Origin of the sequence: [Clostridium] aminophilum, from assembly GCF_900101295.1 — a bacterium.
In the GTDB taxonomy this organism is placed as follows: domain Bacteria; phylum Bacillota; class Clostridia; order Lachnospirales; family Lachnospiraceae; genus Clostridium_R; species Clostridium_R aminophilum_A.
Genome location: NZ_FOIL01000024.1, coordinates 1 through 15493, shown reverse-complemented (window position 1 = coordinate 15493; position 15493 = coordinate 1). Strand labels below are relative to the sequence as shown.

15 protein-coding genes are annotated in these 15493 nt (G+C 51.6%); 6 read left to right on the top strand and 9 right to left on the bottom strand.

What is annotated here, in order from left to right; all coding sequences use genetic code 11:
• Positions 1-77 precede the first annotated feature (77 nt).
• The 4 genes from BMW41_RS07700 to BMW41_RS07690 all read right to left on the bottom strand — a co-directional run bounded on the left by BMW41_RS07700 (position 78) and on the right by BMW41_RS07690 (position 3648).
• Entirely contained in the window at positions 78-1202 is a 1125-nt protein-coding gene (locus BMW41_RS07700) for a M14 family metallopeptidase (protein ID WP_031474303.1), read from the bottom strand.
• 12 nt (positions 1203-1214) lie between these two features.
• Entirely contained in the window at positions 1215-1370 is a 156-nt protein-coding gene (locus BMW41_RS14570; protein ID WP_169738158.1) for a hypothetical protein, read from the bottom strand.
• 16 nt (positions 1371-1386) lie between these two features.
• Complete coding sequence (locus tag BMW41_RS07695; protein WP_031474301.1) at positions 1387-2673, bottom strand: TRAP transporter large permease subunit; 1287 nt, start codon at positions 2671-2673, stop codon at positions 1387-1389.
• Positions 2674-2940: 267 nt separating this feature from the next.
• Complete coding sequence (locus BMW41_RS07690; RefSeq protein ID WP_074649588.1) at positions 2941-3648, bottom strand: DUF6305 family protein; 708 nt, start codon at positions 3646-3648, stop codon at positions 2941-2943.
• Between the two features lie 238 nt (positions 3649-3886).
• Here BMW41_RS07690 and pgsB point away from each other — a divergent pair, with 238 nt between their 5' ends.
• The 6 genes from pgsB (at position 3887) to BMW41_RS07660 (ending at position 9288) form a co-directional block, all read left to right on the top strand.
• Positions 3887-5119, top strand: a complete 1233-nt coding sequence (gene pgsB, locus BMW41_RS07685) for a poly-gamma-glutamate synthase PgsB (RefSeq protein ID WP_074649587.1) — start codon at positions 3887-3889, stop codon at positions 5117-5119.
• A 76-nt stretch (positions 5120-5195) separates the two neighbouring features.
• Positions 5196-5603 (top strand): poly-gamma-glutamate biosynthesis protein PgsC, encoded by a 408-nt coding sequence (gene pgsC, locus BMW41_RS07680; protein WP_074649586.1) that lies wholly within the window; start codon positions 5196-5198, stop codon positions 5601-5603.
• A 51-nt stretch (positions 5604-5654) separates the two neighbouring features.
• Positions 5655-6758, top strand: a complete 1104-nt coding sequence (pgsW, locus tag BMW41_RS07675; RefSeq protein ID WP_074649585.1) for a poly-gamma-glutamate system protein — start codon at positions 5655-5657, stop codon at positions 6756-6758.
• A 157-nt stretch (positions 6759-6915) separates the two neighbouring features.
• Complete coding sequence (locus tag BMW41_RS07670; RefSeq protein ID WP_074649584.1) at positions 6916-8562, top strand: dicarboxylate/amino acid:cation symporter; 1647 nt, start codon at positions 6916-6918, stop codon at positions 8560-8562.
• A 90-nt stretch (positions 8563-8652) separates the two neighbouring features.
• Positions 8653-8892, top strand: coding sequence for a hypothetical protein (locus BMW41_RS07665; RefSeq protein WP_074649583.1), 240 nt, complete (start codon positions 8653-8655; stop codon positions 8890-8892).
• Positions 8893-8904: 12 nt separating this feature from the next.
• Complete coding sequence (locus BMW41_RS07660) at positions 8905-9288, top strand: hypothetical protein (protein ID WP_074649582.1); 384 nt, start codon at positions 8905-8907, stop codon at positions 9286-9288.
• Positions 9289-9569: 281 nt separating this feature from the next.
• On the opposite strand, the gene ggt is transcribed toward BMW41_RS07660, so the two are convergent.
• The 5 genes from ggt to BMW41_RS15305 form a co-directional block, all read right to left on the bottom strand.
• Complete coding sequence (ggt, locus tag BMW41_RS07655; RefSeq protein ID WP_074649611.1) at positions 9570-11405, bottom strand: gamma-glutamyltransferase; 1836 nt, start codon at positions 11403-11405, stop codon at positions 9570-9572.
• Positions 11406-11503: 98 nt separating this feature from the next.
• On the bottom strand, positions 11504-12538 hold the full coding sequence (locus tag BMW41_RS07650; protein ID WP_074649581.1) for a succinylglutamate desuccinylase/aspartoacylase family protein: 1035 nt from the start codon (positions 12536-12538) through the stop codon (positions 11504-11506).
• A gap of 284 nt (positions 12539-12822) precedes the next feature.
• Positions 12823-13545, bottom strand: a complete 723-nt coding sequence (locus tag BMW41_RS14950; RefSeq protein ID WP_242870311.1) for a response regulator — start codon at positions 13543-13545, stop codon at positions 12823-12825.
• Positions 13502-14941: a sensor histidine kinase gene (locus BMW41_RS07640; RefSeq protein WP_242870310.1), complete on the bottom strand. Its 1440-nt coding sequence runs from the start codon at positions 14939-14941 to the stop codon at positions 13502-13504. Before BMW41_RS07640 ends, BMW41_RS14950 begins: the two co-directional genes overlap by 44 nt.
• Positions 14942-15355: 414 nt before the next feature.
• Positions 15356-15487: an iron hydrogenase small subunit gene (locus tag BMW41_RS15305; RefSeq protein WP_083378839.1), complete on the bottom strand. Its 132-nt coding sequence runs from the start codon at positions 15485-15487 to the stop codon at positions 15356-15358.
• Positions 15488-15493: the final 6 nt, after the last annotated feature.

The following is a 15493-nucleotide window of genomic DNA, read 5'->3' as shown; positions in this document are numbered from 1 at the left end:
TGACAGGTTGCTGTATCACACCGGACCGGAAAGCCGGTCCGGTGCCTTACATATCCCGTTTCCGGGAAAATGTACCATCACTTCAGGTAGAAGCCGACCTTGTTGTCCAGCATTTCCTGATAACTCGGAATGCCTTCTACGATAATCGCCTTATCCGGCTCGTTGTTGCCGAGCGCGGCGATGTATTCCGAAATTCCCTGCAGGTGACGGCCTACACGGAGTTCCATCGGGAAGCTTCCGGAGCTGTAGTCTACATAGAGAAGTCCAAGACCGTAGTTGACCACATAGCACGGATCGATACCGGTCTGAACCAGCGCCTCATCGGTCTTTCCGCGCAAACGGCCCTGGGACGGGTTTCCGGTCTCCATCAGAAGTGCATACGTATTGGTGAAATCACCCAGCTCACGGTGGGTCAGACCGTGCAGGGTTGCCGGAGACGGCTCAAGGCTCATGGCGATGTCCTCAAGCTGAAGGTTCAGAACACCTTCGGAGGCGATGCCCATTGCTCTCTCGTGCGCGACCGTCGCATTGTTTACCGCGTACTCCGGACTCGACTCATGAAGGTCGATCTCCATGGTGATGTCATCCGTGGTGATCAGGTTCTTAACCGCATACGCGACCTGCTCGGATATGGTTCCGTCTTCCACGCCCGGATAGCAGCGGTTCAGGTTTCTTGTCTCCGAACCGGACAGAGACTGACCGGAAGAGCGGTGTGTGTAGATATCCGGATCCGGCCACTGGTCAATCGGGTTGGTTGCACGGGATCCGTACTGGAAGGTTCTCAGCTCACCGGTTTTCGTAGTGTAATGCATGTACTGCGGTGCGCCGTCAAGGGCATCATTGTGCGTCAGCGCCGACTGATTGACACTCGGGATGACATAGACGGTACCCTTCTTCACCTTCGCGTTCTCCTCGATCACGATTCCGGCCATGTGTCCTGCCGGCTCATTCGCGTGAGTGGAACCGAGTACCAGAACCGATCCGCCCGGCTCTTCACCCTTGAGCACGTAAATCTCGGTATCGGCGATGGTTCCCTTGAGTCTCGGGTTGTAATCCGAGAGCATACGCACTTCGGTTACCCCGTCGCCCTTCACGATATCTTCTTTAAAATGACGTTTGGTATAAAAGCTGTTTCCTGCGATCCCTCCGACAATGGCGGCAGCGACCAGAATAGCAGCTGCGGATGCATATTGTTTCTTCATGGTCTGCCCTCCTTATTTGATTAGAAAGATTCTTAACACCAGCGGAATGAGAATCATCGCGGCATTGATCTGATCGACAATTCTCTCCTCCTTGAAGATCATGTTATACAGCGTGCTCACAAAGACGAGCGCTGCGATCGCCAGATAAATAATTGTGATAACTGACATGGTTGCACTCCTTTCTTCAGAACAGGCCGGCGATCATCTTGGAATTCGCCAGGACAAATGCTGCATATACCAGAAGAATCACGATCGGAATGATACATTTCTTCAGAATCTTCGTGTAATCCTTTACTCCGACAACCTGTGCGGCAAAGAGTCCGGCCAGAGCGGTCGGCGGCATCATATCGCCGACGGATGCGATCAGAGAGATGGCAGCCAGTACAACGACGGCATTTCCGCCAAGGAGCGAAGCGTAAATGTACGCGAACGGCACGCCGAGAACCGAGCAGGCTCCGTAAGAAGAAACCGCGCCGAACAGCGGAATGCTGATGCAGCATGCGAGAAGCCAGAGAGAGGACGGAATTCTGAGGCAGCTGGTAACAATGAGGCCGCGGACACCGGTTGCGGTCATAACCTCGATGAACATTCCTACGCCCATCAGGATACCCATAACCGGAGCTGCAGTACGGATTGCCGCCGGAACGCTCTCCAGAACGTTGATCTTCTTACCGGTAAAGAGTCCGGAGATGGCAGACAGAAGGAACATCAGCGGCATGCCGATATCCTCTCCGATCTTGACCACCTTAAAGAGGATCATCAGGATCACCAGTACAAACAGCGGAACGTAAATGCGGAATCCGTACTGTTTTCTGACCTCGTCCTGCTTTACCAGAGCCGGTTTCAGTTTTTCATAGTCAATGTTCTTTGCCTGCTTCCATCCGAGCATCAGTACAAAGAGGACAGCAAGCGGGAATGTCAGAAGTGCCAGCGGGCCTTCAAAACCGACATACGGAACGTCAATGCCGGCGCAGATGATCAGCGCTGCGGTATTAACCGGCGGAGCGATCATGCCGAGAAGAGCGCCGACGGCGATAATCGAACCTGCCGTAACCGCGTCAATTCCCATCAGCGTCAGTACCGGCGCCATAATGGATCCCGCGGAGAGAACCGCTGCGGTGGAAGATCCGGTAATCATACCCGGGAACATGATGATGAGCATGATCAGGATCAGAAGAACGGCCGGAACCTTGTGGAATTTCTCGATAATCAGAGAACTCAGCGCATCCAGCGCACCGGAATCCTCGAATACTTTCATGAAGATCATCGCGGTTCCGATGGTGAGAATCGTGTCAACATAACCAAATTCGCCCTCAACCATCATACGGATACCGTCGATGCCGAGTCCGCCTTCGAGTGCACCCAGAACTGCTGCGAGAAGCATGGACACACCAACCGGAAGTTTAAAGGCGAAACATCCGATCATGAAGACACCGAGCATGATAAGGAATGTAATCAGATAGCCAGTCATAGGTATCTCCTTTTTCAGGTGAGACCCGGAATGTCTCCCCTAAAGGCATTCCGGGCGTGTTATGAAGTTCTTATTATAAAAAGCTTTTTATAGTTTTGAGAAATAAAGATAGAAACGTGTTTGCTATATCGAAATAAATATCCCCAACAAGATGAAATTCTTTTGGATTTCCGGAATTTCATTCATAAACGCGGCATCCGGATAACGGCATGCGGACATTCTGTTCTCCGTCCGCGCGCAGCGCACGATACCGCCACAGATCCTGAATTACTTGGAAACGCCGAACAGTCCCTGAAGTGAAGTCAGAACATCGGTGATCTTCTCAACGTATACGCCCTGTGCGCCGTTGCCGTCGATGATTCCCTTCATCAGTCCGTCGGAATCGCCCTCGGAAACAACGATTGCCACATCAGCAGCCTCGAATGCCGGCTTGATGAAGCTGTCGGACAGGGTGCCGCGTCTTGCGGAGCCGCCGGTGTGCATTGCAAGAACCTTGGTGCCCTGGCTCTTTGCCTTCTCAAGAAGTGCCTTTGTGCGGGCAAGCTCGCCGTCCGCATCAATTCCTGCAGCACCCAGACCCTTGGAGGATCCGCCCACCGCAAGGATCAGCGTCTTGCAGTCTGCCGGAAGATCGTCAGCCTTCAGGGTTCCGTTGGTCTCGATGGTAAGTCCTGCCTTTGTGCAGAGTGTCTTTACAATGTCAACGTCTGCGGACTGACCGATGCTGGTCAGAACAGCCGGAGTTTCCAGAGATGCCTCTGCCTTCGCATCGCTCTTTGCCGCGTCCGCAGCCTTGGTCTCCGCAGTCTTTGTATCTGCTGCCTTTGTCTCCTCGACTTTGCTCTCTGCTGCAGCCGCTGTGGTCGCTGCAGCCGCTGCTGTCGTTGCTGCCGCCGGTGCGGAACTTCCGCCGCATGCTGCTGCGGATGTCATTGCTGCCATTGCAAGTGCAAGTACAAGATTTCTCTTTTTCATGTTTTTTCTCCCTTTCTGCTGGTTTTCAGTACCTCATTAAGAATCGGAATTCTCTGCGACATTTTCACAGTTTTCATCCTGATGTCTTTAAGATTACAAAATTCAACTTCAAATGTCTATTTTCTCTCATTTTTCTCATGGATTGTACGGGAGAAGAACTCGAATTTCTCTGCGATTTGCGATAAACTTCTATATACATTGTATTGATCGCAACATTTTTAAGGAGGATCACATCGGAATGCTCATCCTGCTTCTGTTTCTGACCGCGGCCTATCTTGCCGGTCTTTTTCTGGAAAATGAATTTAACCGGCGGGCGCTTTCCTCGTTTCGATATGTCATTCACGTCAACGGAATCCGCGGAAAGACCTCGACCTGCCGTGCGATTGACGCCGCACTCCGGACACATTACCGGGTCTTCACAAAAACCACCGGAACCGACGCAGTCTGCATCGGTGTCGACGGAGCGGAACACCCCGTAAAGCGTCTCGGCCCTGCCAACATCCACGAGCAGATCCGTACCATCCGGAAAGCCCGGAAGGAGGGCGCCGAGGTTCTTATTCTCGAATGTATGGCGGTCCGCCCCGATCTGCAGAAAATCGCCCAGGAACGGATCCTCCGGTCCAAAATCAGCATCATCACCAACGTCCGTTACGATCACACCTTCGAAATGGGTGACACCCTTCCGGAGATTGCCGAATCGCTGAGCGCCGTCATTCCGGATCACGGCATCCTGATCTCCGCCGACCCGCATGCCGAAGAATACTGGGGCGAAAAATGCCGCCAACGGGGAACAAGGCTCATCACCTGCCCATCCACCGATACCGCCGCCGAAAATGAGGGCATTGCGCTGGCCGTTGCCCGCACTCTCGGAATTCCGGAATCCGATGCATGGGACGGACTCTCCCGCACAAAGCAGGATTTCGGAATCCGAAGAGTCTACCGGCTCGGAGAAGTATCCGGAAGACAACTCGCTTTTCTCAATCTGTTCTCCGCCAACGATCCCCAATCGACGGAAAGCAATCTGGCCGACGAGCTCCGGGGGGCAGCAAAAGACAGTCCTGCCGACGAACTCCGAGAGGTGAAAAAAAACAGTCCTGCCGGCGAACTCCGGGCACCGGCCGAGGTCATTTTCCTCTACAACCACCGACTCGACCGTCCGGACCGCGCCATCCTGTTTGCGAAGCACTTCGTGCCGCTCCACCGCGACGCCCGGTGGTTCATTTCCGGAAAAGGAGGAGCACTTGCGGCCCGGTTCTTCCGGGAGGCTGGCGCGGAAAATATCCGGATTCTCGGGGAGAAAGAGCTGACACCGGAGGTGCTCCGGAATATGATCCGCACTACGGATCCGGCAGACAAAACGGTTCCCGCCGCCAGATCCGAATGCATTCCCCGCATCCTGATCACCGGTATCGGAAACATCAAAGGTCCCGCCTATCATCTGATCGAGACGCTGGAATCCGGCCGGACCTGATTACAAATCAACAATCCGGTTTCAAAACAAAGCCCGCGTTTTTTTAAGGCGAACATTCTATGAAAGAAGGAACCACATGAACGAAACACTCCTGATCGGCATCATTTTTGCCCTGATCTTTACCGAATTTACCGATCTGTCTCCGGGCGGCGTCATCGTCCCGGCATATTTTGCGCTCTATCTCGCAAGCCCCGTGCGGATTCTCACAACGGTAGCCGCCGCCCTTGTAACAATGCTGATCGTAAGTTTTCTGTCCCGGTACATGATCCTCTACGGCAGAAGACGGTACGCCGTTTTCCTGATCTCCGGCGTCCTGCTGAAGGTGCTGATGTCGGCGCTGATCGGCAGCACGGCACTCTCCATCGGCAGCCTGATCCCGGGAATTCTCGGCCGTGAGATGGAGCGGCAGCACATCCTGCCGACACTCCTTTCACTGGCGGTGGTGACCCTTGCCACCTATTTTGTGATCCTTCTTCTGCGGTAGAGAATATCTCCGACGAAACCCTGTTTCCTATCATCCGAAAAGAGGTGTCCCTTGTTCCTGTCATCCCGTTTTTCGGCGCTCTCCGATTCCCGGAAACGCCTGATTCTTCTCAGTCTTCTGACCGTGTATCTGGGCGGAAGCTGCGGCCTCCTTCAAGCCACGCGATACCGCGCTCCCAAGCCGTATGCGGATATCATGCTTCAGGCCTCCGAGCAGCTGAATACTGCGTTCGGTGCGATAAAGGATCTCCGTCTTTCGCTGGGACATCCCATCGACAAACTCGATGATCCGAACGAAACCGGAATGATCGGCGATCTTTTGACCGATATCACGACCACGCACGGCATTCTGGAAGCCAAACGCTCTGCCGCCAATCCCAACAGTGCCGCCATGGTCACAGATCTTCTGATCCGGTGCGGCGTGAAGGAAGGGGACTACGTCGCCTGCAATTTCTCCAGCTCTTTTCCGACGCTGAACCTCGCAACAGTCTGTGCACTGGACAGCATCGGAGCCCACGGCATTATCATCAATTCCGTCGGTGCCTCCACCTATGGAGCCAATCTTTCGGATCTGACCTATCTCGATATGGAACAGGAGCTTCTCGGAAAGGGATTGATCCGGAATCATGCAGAATGGTTCTCACTGGGCGGGGCAGGAGATGTCGGAACCGGTATGCCGGAGCAAGTGACGGAAGAGATCGTCCGACGTGCGCGTTCCCATGGACTTTCCTATATCCACGAACCGGATCTGTCCGCAAATCTGGAGATCCGGAAGGAAATCTACGCGGCCGTGCCGGAAAAACCGGTGTGCTTCATCAATGTCGGAGGAAATCTCCTGTCCTTCGCCGGCGCGGAGGAAAAACTGACGGCGGCCGACGGCATCGTGACAGAAGTCCGATCCTCCTCCGAACCGCAGGGCCTGATCCCGTATTTCTTCCGCCATGGAACACCGGTCATCCATCTTCTGAATATGAAGACGCTGATGCCGGCCAACGGTCTCCCCTACGATCCGGTCCCGCTTCCGGCGGTCGGCGAGGGAGATGTCTACTCGGAACTGCGCTATGACCGGAAAATTGCCGGTTTTCTCGGTGCGGGATTTTTCATTCTGTCATTTCTATGCTTTCGGATCTTTCCGAGACGGCATATACCGCTTTAATATACGTTATCTTAAAACCTTCTCTTATTAATCAATCATGGAAAATTTATGTTTTTAAAGAAAATGGCGAAGTAGAAGAATAGATGGTCACAATATACCTCACGCGACCATAAATTGACCGGAAGATTCTTACAACATTTTTCATAGGGAGATCCGTATGAACAAGAAGGTATTAAAAGCAGATCGTGATGCAATTGCAAACGGAGTAAATTTTATTCAGGAATCGCTGAAAGCAAGGGATATTAGCAAGCGAAAGATTGCTCAGACCCTTTTGACTTCTGAGGAGGTACTGGCCAAGATTTTGGAATCTGCTCCTGCGGAAAGTGATATTGTGATAGAAATCAAGGGGCATTTTGGGAATCTGGCAATTCAGATAAAATCAGCCTGCGAAGTTTTTGCGGTTTCTGATATCTATGAGAATCTCAGGATTGATGAATTTGATGAAGACGCAGGCGATGTTATCCGAAAACTTTACGATAAGTTATTTGCAGACACCCTTTCCATACGTAATAGCAGGGGAAAGACCACCGTCACGTTTCCTGTAAAAAAATCTCCGTACTCCAGTCTGGTCTATACGATTGCTGCGCTGGTACTTGGTATTCTGACGGGATTTCTGATCCATAAGTTATTTCCTGCGGCAGTCGGAAAAAACATCAGCACGATCATCATTACACCGATATATACCATGTTCATCAATTTCCTGAAAATGATCGTGGCTCCGCTTGTCTTTTTCTCTGTGGCTTACAGCATTGCTGACTTCAGGGATCTGAAAGCACTTGGGAGGATTGCGTTCGAGATGGTTATCTTTTATCTCATGACCTCTGTCATCGCGATCTTTGTTGGATATTTCACATATCAGCTTTTTCCAATCGGAAATACTGATCTGGCAATGGCGGTTTCCGAAGAGACCGCAGAGTCGACACTGCAGAAAGCGGAAAGCGTAACAATTTCCATCAAGGACACGCTTGTAGGCATCATACCAAGTGATATCATTACACCATTTCAGAAATCCGATATGCTTCAGCTGATATTTATGGCTGTGATATTCGGCATAGCTGCGGCCTCTCTGGCAGGAAAAATGCCGGAATTCAAAAGAATGCTGGGAATTTTTAATGCTGTTTTTTCCAAAATTACATCTGTGATAGTAAAATTAATTCCCATCGTTGTCTTCTGCTCTATGGCAAAAATGATGATCGCAATGGACTTTGGAACTCTCTTAAATGTATTCGTATGGACACCGGTTGTTTACTTCGGAGACATTTTGATGATCGGAATGTATATCATCCTGTTGGCAGTGTTTGCCGGTCTGGCTCCGCACAAATTCCTCAAAAAATATTTTCCCGCAATGGTTTCCGCATTTACCTGTGCATCGAGTAATGCGGCGCTCCCCACTTCCATCGAGCGATGCGATAAAATGGGAATTTCGCCGAAGATTTATTCGTTTTCCCTGCCACTGGGAGCAACGATCAATATGGATGGAAGCTGCATTTCACTTTTGATATCCGCTTTATTCTGCGCAAAGATCTTCCAGATACCGGTCACTCCGAGCGTACTGCTGTCTCTGTTTATTTCGATCATGGTACTTTCTGTCGGAAGCCCCGGTGTTCCGGGCGGAAATCTGGTCTGCATCGCGCTTTTGATTCCACAGATCGGTGTTCCGGCGGAGGCAATAAGCCTTATCATGGGATTATACCCGCTGGTTGGAATGATGCAGACCTGCACTAACGTAACCGGAGACGCAGTGGTATCCACGATCGTTGCCAAGCGAGAAGGACTTCTCGATACGAAAAAATTCAATTCATAACTGCTTTTGCTGCCATTGACACATGACCCAATATAGCATATTATAAATATAATCACGTGGGAATTCCCACTTCCGATAGGGAGGTGCAACATGGAAGCAGTAAAAAGTTATAACGTTCACCTTGACAGCAAAAAGCGCATCACTTTGCGAGGAGCCATCTATCAATATTACAACGTAAAAGAATATGAGAACGGATGCATCATGTTAGAGCCACGCGAATTGACCGTACCAGAAACAATATCTGTTCAAACATTGGAAGATATGGATAATGCAATTCGCAATTTCAAATCCGGCAAAGTTTCCGATCCGATCGATCTGTCTGATTTTTAAAGGGTATGCATTATGCATTTTTTAATTCGAATGGGCATTCCAGAAATGGATGAATTATGGAATAAACTTTTGTCAGACTATAGAACCGGAACAATCAGCAAAAAAAACGCTCTCCTATTCAAAAAATGGGGCAAGGCTTTAAAGCTGCTCTCGGAGAATCCCCGACATCCCAGCCTTAAGACACATGATATTGAAGCATTATCGGATCGATACGGTGAGCGGGTCTGGCAGTCCTATCTCGAGAATAAGACCAGCGGTGCAATGCGTATGTATTGGGTTTATGGTCCTGATGATCAATCTATCACCATTATCGGTTTAGAACCGCATCCTGAAGACAAAAAGAATGGCTCATATGCCCGTATTACTTTATCAGATATTCCTCCCTACGAAGCCTGACCACCTCATTTCTTATGACTCTGAAGAATTCTTTGATGCTTTGATAAACCCTCATCACAGAATACCGTTTTCATTCAGGCCAAGAGCCCGGCGGGGGCAGTCCGCCGGGCTCTTGGCCTGTCTTTATGCGCTTTGATTCTTTCTCGCATTCTCGCCGTGACCTCATTATCCGGCAAGTATGGAAGCTTTTGCTGTTATCTATTAAACGTATTTTTTGAACGGGCTGCGGTCCGGATGGGGCAAAATGAACCGCTGCCCCCGTCCCTCAGTTCCATCCGGGGTCAGTCTACACCGACCGCCTTGCCGTCCTGGCGCGGATCGCCAACGCCGGTGATCGTGCCGTCATCGTTATAGATGATGGAGTTTACGCTGCCGCTGGCCGCGGTCTTGATCTCGCCATGGCCCATCTCGGTCAGTTTTGCAATCGTATCCTCCGTTACGGCATACTCTTCGTATCCCTTCAGATTCTTCTCATAGTCAAGCTTATTCTTGTTACTGCAGTTCCAGATCTTCGGAACACAGATCGCATCCAGAAGCGTCATCTTGTGATCGATGACACGGGAGATGGTCTGTGCTACCGAGGAGAAGATGCGGGATCCGCCCGGAGTACCGGTAACCATGAACGGCGTGCCGTCCGGCTTCAGTACCACTGTCGGGCTCATGGATGAAAGCGGCTTCTTGCCCGGCTCGATCACATTGACACTGTCTTTATCGGTCGAGAAATCATCCATCTGGTTGTTCATCATGAATCCGCAGCCCTTGACCATGACGCCGCTGCCGAAGTAGTAGTTGATGGTCTTGGTGATCGCCACGCAGTTGCCGTCGATATCGCCGACAGAGAAGTGTGTGGTATCGGTGTGTTCAAAGAGTGTCGGATCATCCGGTGCAGCCTCTTCCATCGCCTTGGCCGGATCAATCTTCTTCGCTCTCTCATCCGCATACTTCTGGCTGGTCAGGCCATCAAGCGGCACGTCCGTAAATGCGGTATCCGCCATATACTTCGCACGGTCCGCAAAGGCAAGCTTAAATGCCTCCGTAAAGGTGTGAACGTACTCCGGAGAGTTGATCTTCATGCTGCCGATGTCATAATTTTCCAGAATATTCAGGATCTCGATCAGGTGAGTACCACCGGAAGACGGCGGCGGGGAAGAGATAATCTTGTATCCTCTGTATTCCCCTTCCACCGGCTCATGCTCAAGAACGGTGTATTTTGCCAGATCTTCCATGGTCATGACACCGTCGTACTCTTTCAGAGTGTCGACCATGGCCTGTCCGATCTCACCCTTGTAGAATGCATCTGCGCCTTCATCAGAAATCTTCTGCAGTGTCTTTGCCAGATCCGGATTGTTGATCACCGCGCCCTCGCCGTACGGAAGATCATTCTCGTCCCAATAGACCTTCTGCATCTCCGGGAACTCCTGTGCGGTCTGATAAGCGTCATTGATGGCATTTGCGCAGTAGGTGGATACCGTAAATCCCTCGTTCGCAATGCGGATCGCCGGAGCCATAACCTCTGCCCGGGTCATGGTGCCGTACTTCTCCAGCATGTAGAGGAGACCGGCACACTCGCCCGGAACACCGGATGCCAGGCCGCCCTTCTTGGTGTTGCCGTTCGGCTCGCCCTTCTCATCCACATACTTATCCAGCGTTGCGAGTGCCGGAGCAACCTCCCGGAAATCGATGAAATAATTCGATCCGTCCTTCATATGGATGGTTGCGATACCGCCTCCGCCGAGACCGGACGTAAACGGTTCGCAGACGCCGAGCGCAAACCCCATGGCTACTGCCGCATCAACCGCGTTTCCGCCCTTTTTCATAATTTCCGCGCCGACCTGGGATACCTCATACTTGGAAGCAACCGCTACCGCCTTCTTGCTGGTTGCATCGCGTCCGGTCGTGATCCGGTTTCCTTCCGCATCCACTGTCTGGAAATCCGCAACACTGTATGCCGGTGTCAGAGCCGGTTTTTCCGCCTTTGTCTCTGTTTCCGCCGCTGCGTTTGTCTCCGAGGTTGCCGCTGTGGTGGAGGTCGCCGCCGTGTTTCCGCAGGCTGCAAGGCTGGTTGCCATCGCCGCGGAAAGTGCCGCGCTGACTATTCTGCGCAGTTTCTTTTTCATACTTTCTCTCCTTCCTTTGTCATTCCGTTCCATTCTGATTCCGCAGTCCGCCACGGCTGCGCTATCTCCATTTCCATCCATGCCGGCTTATGGCTGCCCTACCGGCCGCGCATATGATAGAAATCAAGAACATACTGAATGATACCGAGCTGCACACGGATCCGCTCCGCTTCCGGCTTTTCTCTCGACGTCTCGATCGTGATGACCGGAATATGAAGCTGTTCCGTCACTGTCCGGTTGATGCTGCCTTCCGGCGGTGATCCAAACAAATCCAGTTTGACGCCGATTTCCGGGTTCTGTTCGGAATCGGCGATGAGACCGAGGATCAGATCTTCGATCCCGTCCAGAGAACCGGCGATCACACTTTCGCCGAGCTGGTCGATCCCGTCCGCATGTTTTCTCGCCTCGTGCAGATCCAACACCAGATCCGGTTTCTTCTCCCGAATGTCCCGGAAGAGCGCCGCAGCAGTCACTTCCGCTCCGCTTCCGTTGTTCTCTCCCGGAAATGCCCGGTTGATGTCTTCATTCTCTCTTGTGGTCCGCTTTCCGTGTTCCGCTCCGTACCGGTTCACCGCTTCAATCAGGTAAATTTCTCCGGCAGAGAGTTCTTCTCCCTGTGACAGTGTCTCTGCCAGCTTCCGGACCGCCCCCTGACCGGCTGTTTCATCGCCGTGGATCCCGGCTTCGATATAGAGAACCGGACCTTTCTTTCCGCTTCGGATGTGAATCACGGTGTTCGGACCGCTTCCCGACGGAATCGTGTAACTCTCGATGCTTTGTTCCGAAGAATTGATAATATTCCGGTCTGTTATCCGCTTTTCTTCCGGTTCTTCGGTATCGTTCCCGGTCATATTCTCTGTTTTTTCAGATACATCCGAATTCCTTTCATCTGTTTTGGATAACAGTTCCGGTTTTAAAGCATCATTCCCGTTTTTGTCTTCGCGACATTCCGAACCATTCAGACCGGTTTCCTGCGCCGTCCGACTCGGAATCGCCGCAGAAAAAGCGGAAGATCCGCAGCCGGCTGCCGCCAAAGCAATCCCTATCGCAGACAATGCTGCCGGAATGTGTCTCGACATACCTGCTCCCTCGATCAACGGCCCCGGAAAAACGATTCCGTGTTGTCTTTTCATACGTTATTTCTCCCGAAACGCAATCAAATCTGAATTTTCATTTTTATGCCGCGCATAATCTTATAATTACAGAATTCTACACATCTTGTCTATTTTCTCTCATTTTTCTCATTTTTATCTTCACAGAATTTCTTCCCGTCTGCGGGATTCTGACCATACCTGCGCTGCAGTTTCCGGACCGCTGCCTTCAAATGTAATGGGGACGAAGTCCCAAAACAGACTTCGCCCCCATTACATTCATTCCGAAAAAAATCCGATCCACATCCCCCGACGCCGTATTATACCTAATGCTCGTTTTTCCAACGGTACAGCGTTCTGGGGCGCCCCATCTCGCCGTACGAATAATCCTGCTCAATCCTTCCCTCTTTGAGAAGAAACTGAAGATAGCGGTAAAGAGTCTTCTTCTTGATGGTCGTCGCCGTTTCGATCTCGTCAATATCACGGAAGCCGGCTTCCCCTTTCAATGCCTTCTCAAGTTTTGTGAGTGTCACCTCACTGATCCCCTTCTCTCGGAAAACATCCTGACGATGATTTTTCTCTCCGGTGTCGGCCTGATTTTCGCCGGCTTCCGCGGCTCTGCCCCCATGATCCTCCGTACCGGAAGCCTGTAACGATACTCTTTTTGCCGCCAGCTGAAGATGAACCTTGATCCGGGAGATCAGATCAATCGCCTTGATTGGTTTCAGGGCATAATCGTCCGCCCCGGCTTCCGCAAAACGCTGCACCACACCGTCACTCTCCTCTATCGTGAGCACAACGATCGGTACTTCCGGAAGAATTTTTCGCAGCTCGCTGACGGTGCTGATCCCGTCCCGGCCCGGCATATGATAATCCACCAGAACCAGATCCGGTGTCTGACTGCGGATCACTTCCACCGCCTCATCATAACCGTTCGCCATCAGCGGTATCCACCCCTGAAACCGGCAGATCTGTTCCAATGTGTACAGAATATCCGGATTGTCATCAATCGCCAGAATCCTGACCGTCTGCGCCGTCATTTCCGTCATGTTCTTCCTCCCTTACTTCATCCAGCAGGATTTTCACCCGCGTGTAGCGATTCTTCTCGCTTTCAATTCCGATGGTTCCTCCGTGGGCAGTGATTACCTGTCGGGTAAATGCAAGCCCCAGTCCCGAAGATCCGGCCCCGGAATATCCGAGTTCAAATGCCTGTACCCGCTCCTGTTCCGTCATTCCGGATCCATTGTCCTGCACCATGATCTCAATACCGCCGTTCCTCCGGCCGACGATCAGATCAATCCGGCCTTTTTTCTTGTCCACAGCCGCGTATGCATTGTTGATGAGGTTGATCACCGCACGGACCAGTCGAATCCGGTTTCCGAGAATCTGCGCCTCCGGGCACTCATTTTCATAGCGGATCATCTCCGCAGGAATCATGATGGAAACCTGCGCAAGCACATCATGGAACAGGTCATCCATATTCAGCGGTTTTTTCCGGTTTTCATAAAGGATCTCCGAAATCATCACACTCATATTGCTGAGTGCTTTTGTGATCTTGGCGAAATATTCCCGGATCAGCGGGTTTTCCTCCATCATCTCCGCAAGACTGATCAGCCCCTGCACTGTGGTCAGCGGACTTTTCAGATCATGGACCAGACTCTGCGCCTCCGTCGTGCTCCTCATATTCAGTGCCTCAATCCGCGATTCATACAGATTCTGCTGCGCCCTTCTCGTTTCTTCTCCGGCAATCCGGAGTTTGTGTTCTTTCCATAGGAGGGCAATCTGCATGGCGGACGCGAAGGTAAAGATCACGGTCAGACATACCGCAAAAATCGTCAGTGTATCCGCCTCTCCCATCGCAAAGGCGAAGGTCTTGATATCTCTGGACACTTCTCCGCGGCCAAAACCGTAACGGGTCAGTGCCGGCATGACATCCAGCCACTGAATGCTGAGCAGCATCGTCATCACGACGATGACTTTGTTGAATGGGCTGACGCCGAATAGATTCATATACGACAAAAGCAGAATCACACTGACGGTAAACAGTGCCGGGAAACCGAAGTCATAGCTTGCGCCGTGAATAATATCGATCAGCCGGTACATACCGAGAATGAGTCCGAAGGTAAGCCAGACATTCCACTCAAAGCGCCGTTTTCCGGCTTTTTGAAACTCAATGGACTCGTCAATCAGAAATGCGCCGAGGTAATGCGGCATCATTCGCACAACATTCATCATTACCAGCATCAGCGCCGCCAGAATCATATCGGAACACCGGTCTTCCGCCAGTCCGCGGCGAAGATGATCATAGATTCCGAACCCGTCGGGACGCACGATGAGCGGTCCCCAAAGCCCCAGAAGATAAACGCCAAAGCCTATGCGGAGTTTCTCCGGGTCGTAGAGAATTTCATATTTTCCCCGACGATACACACTCACATTCTTATCCACGTTTCCTCCCGTATCCAGTTCCAATTTCTTTTACTATAACTCTTCTCCGCGCCATCCGGCAAATGAAGCAGTTTTCTTTCCACATCGCGCGCATCCCCGCAGAGCATTTTTATGTCATAGGAAAATCCGGAGAGCTTTCCTGTGCCATAACGGATAACACAGAACAAAGTCCGCAAGCGGACTTCGGCTCCCCCATCCCCTCAGTCCTGAGGGGAGCACCGCGGACTTTGCGCGCCGCCGCTGGTCACCGTTAGGTGACAGCTTCCTTACAGCGGCGTGCGCATCCTCGCGGAGCGTTTTTGTTTCATAGGGAATTTCGGAGAAATTTCCTATGAAACGAAAAGACCGAAATCTGCTGCCGGAACGAAACGTCCCGGCAGCAATTCCGGCCTGAGTTCAGTTCTCTTTGTCGTCTTATCTCTCGTTCGGCATTCGCCAGTCATGATGATTGGTGTGCAGAAGTTCTTCGGCCTTCTCCGAGAGCGGTGCCCCCAGGAAATCCTGATAAACCTGTTTGATGGACGGGTTTTCGTGAGAGAATCTCAGATTGCT

Bases quoted from the DNA above. Each gene is read 5' to 3' on its own strand.
- BMW41_RS07700 (WP_031474303.1), bottom strand. From the start codon at position 1,202: ATGAAGAAACAATATGCATCCGCAGCTGCTATTCTGGTCGCTGCCGCC.
- BMW41_RS14570 (WP_169738158.1), bottom strand. From the start codon at position 1,370: ATGTCAGTTATCACAATTATTTATCTGGCGATCGCAGCGCTCGTCTTT.
- BMW41_RS07695 (WP_031474301.1), bottom strand. From the start codon at position 2,673: ATGACTGGCTATCTGATTACATTCCTTATCATGCTCGGTGTCTTCATG.
- BMW41_RS07690 (WP_074649588.1), bottom strand. From the start codon at position 3,648: ATGAAAAAGAGAAATCTTGTACTTGCACTTGCAATGGCAGCAATGACA.
- pgsB (WP_074649587.1), top strand. From the start codon at position 3,887: ATGCTCATCCTGCTTCTGTTTCTGACCGCGGCCTATCTTGCCGGTCTT.
- pgsC (WP_074649586.1), top strand. From the start codon at position 5,196: ATGAACGAAACACTCCTGATCGGCATCATTTTTGCCCTGATCTTTACC.
- BMW41_RS07670 (WP_074649584.1), top strand. From the start codon at position 6,916: ATGAACAAGAAGGTATTAAAAGCAGATCGTGATGCAATTGCAAACGGA.
- BMW41_RS07665 (WP_074649583.1), top strand. From the start codon at position 8,653: ATGGAAGCAGTAAAAAGTTATAACGTTCACCTTGACAGCAAAAAGCGC.
- BMW41_RS07660 (WP_074649582.1), top strand. From the start codon at position 8,905: ATGCATTTTTTAATTCGAATGGGCATTCCAGAAATGGATGAATTATGG.
- ggt (WP_074649611.1), bottom strand. From the start codon at position 11,405: ATGAAAAAGAAACTGCGCAGAATAGTCAGCGCGGCACTTTCCGCGGCG.
- BMW41_RS07650 (WP_074649581.1), bottom strand. From the start codon at position 12,538: ATGAAAAGACAACACGGAATCGTTTTTCCGGGGCCGTTGATCGAGGGA.
- BMW41_RS14950 (WP_242870311.1), bottom strand. From the start codon at position 13,545: ATGACGGAAATGACGGCGCAGACGGTCAGGATTCTGGCGATTGATGAC.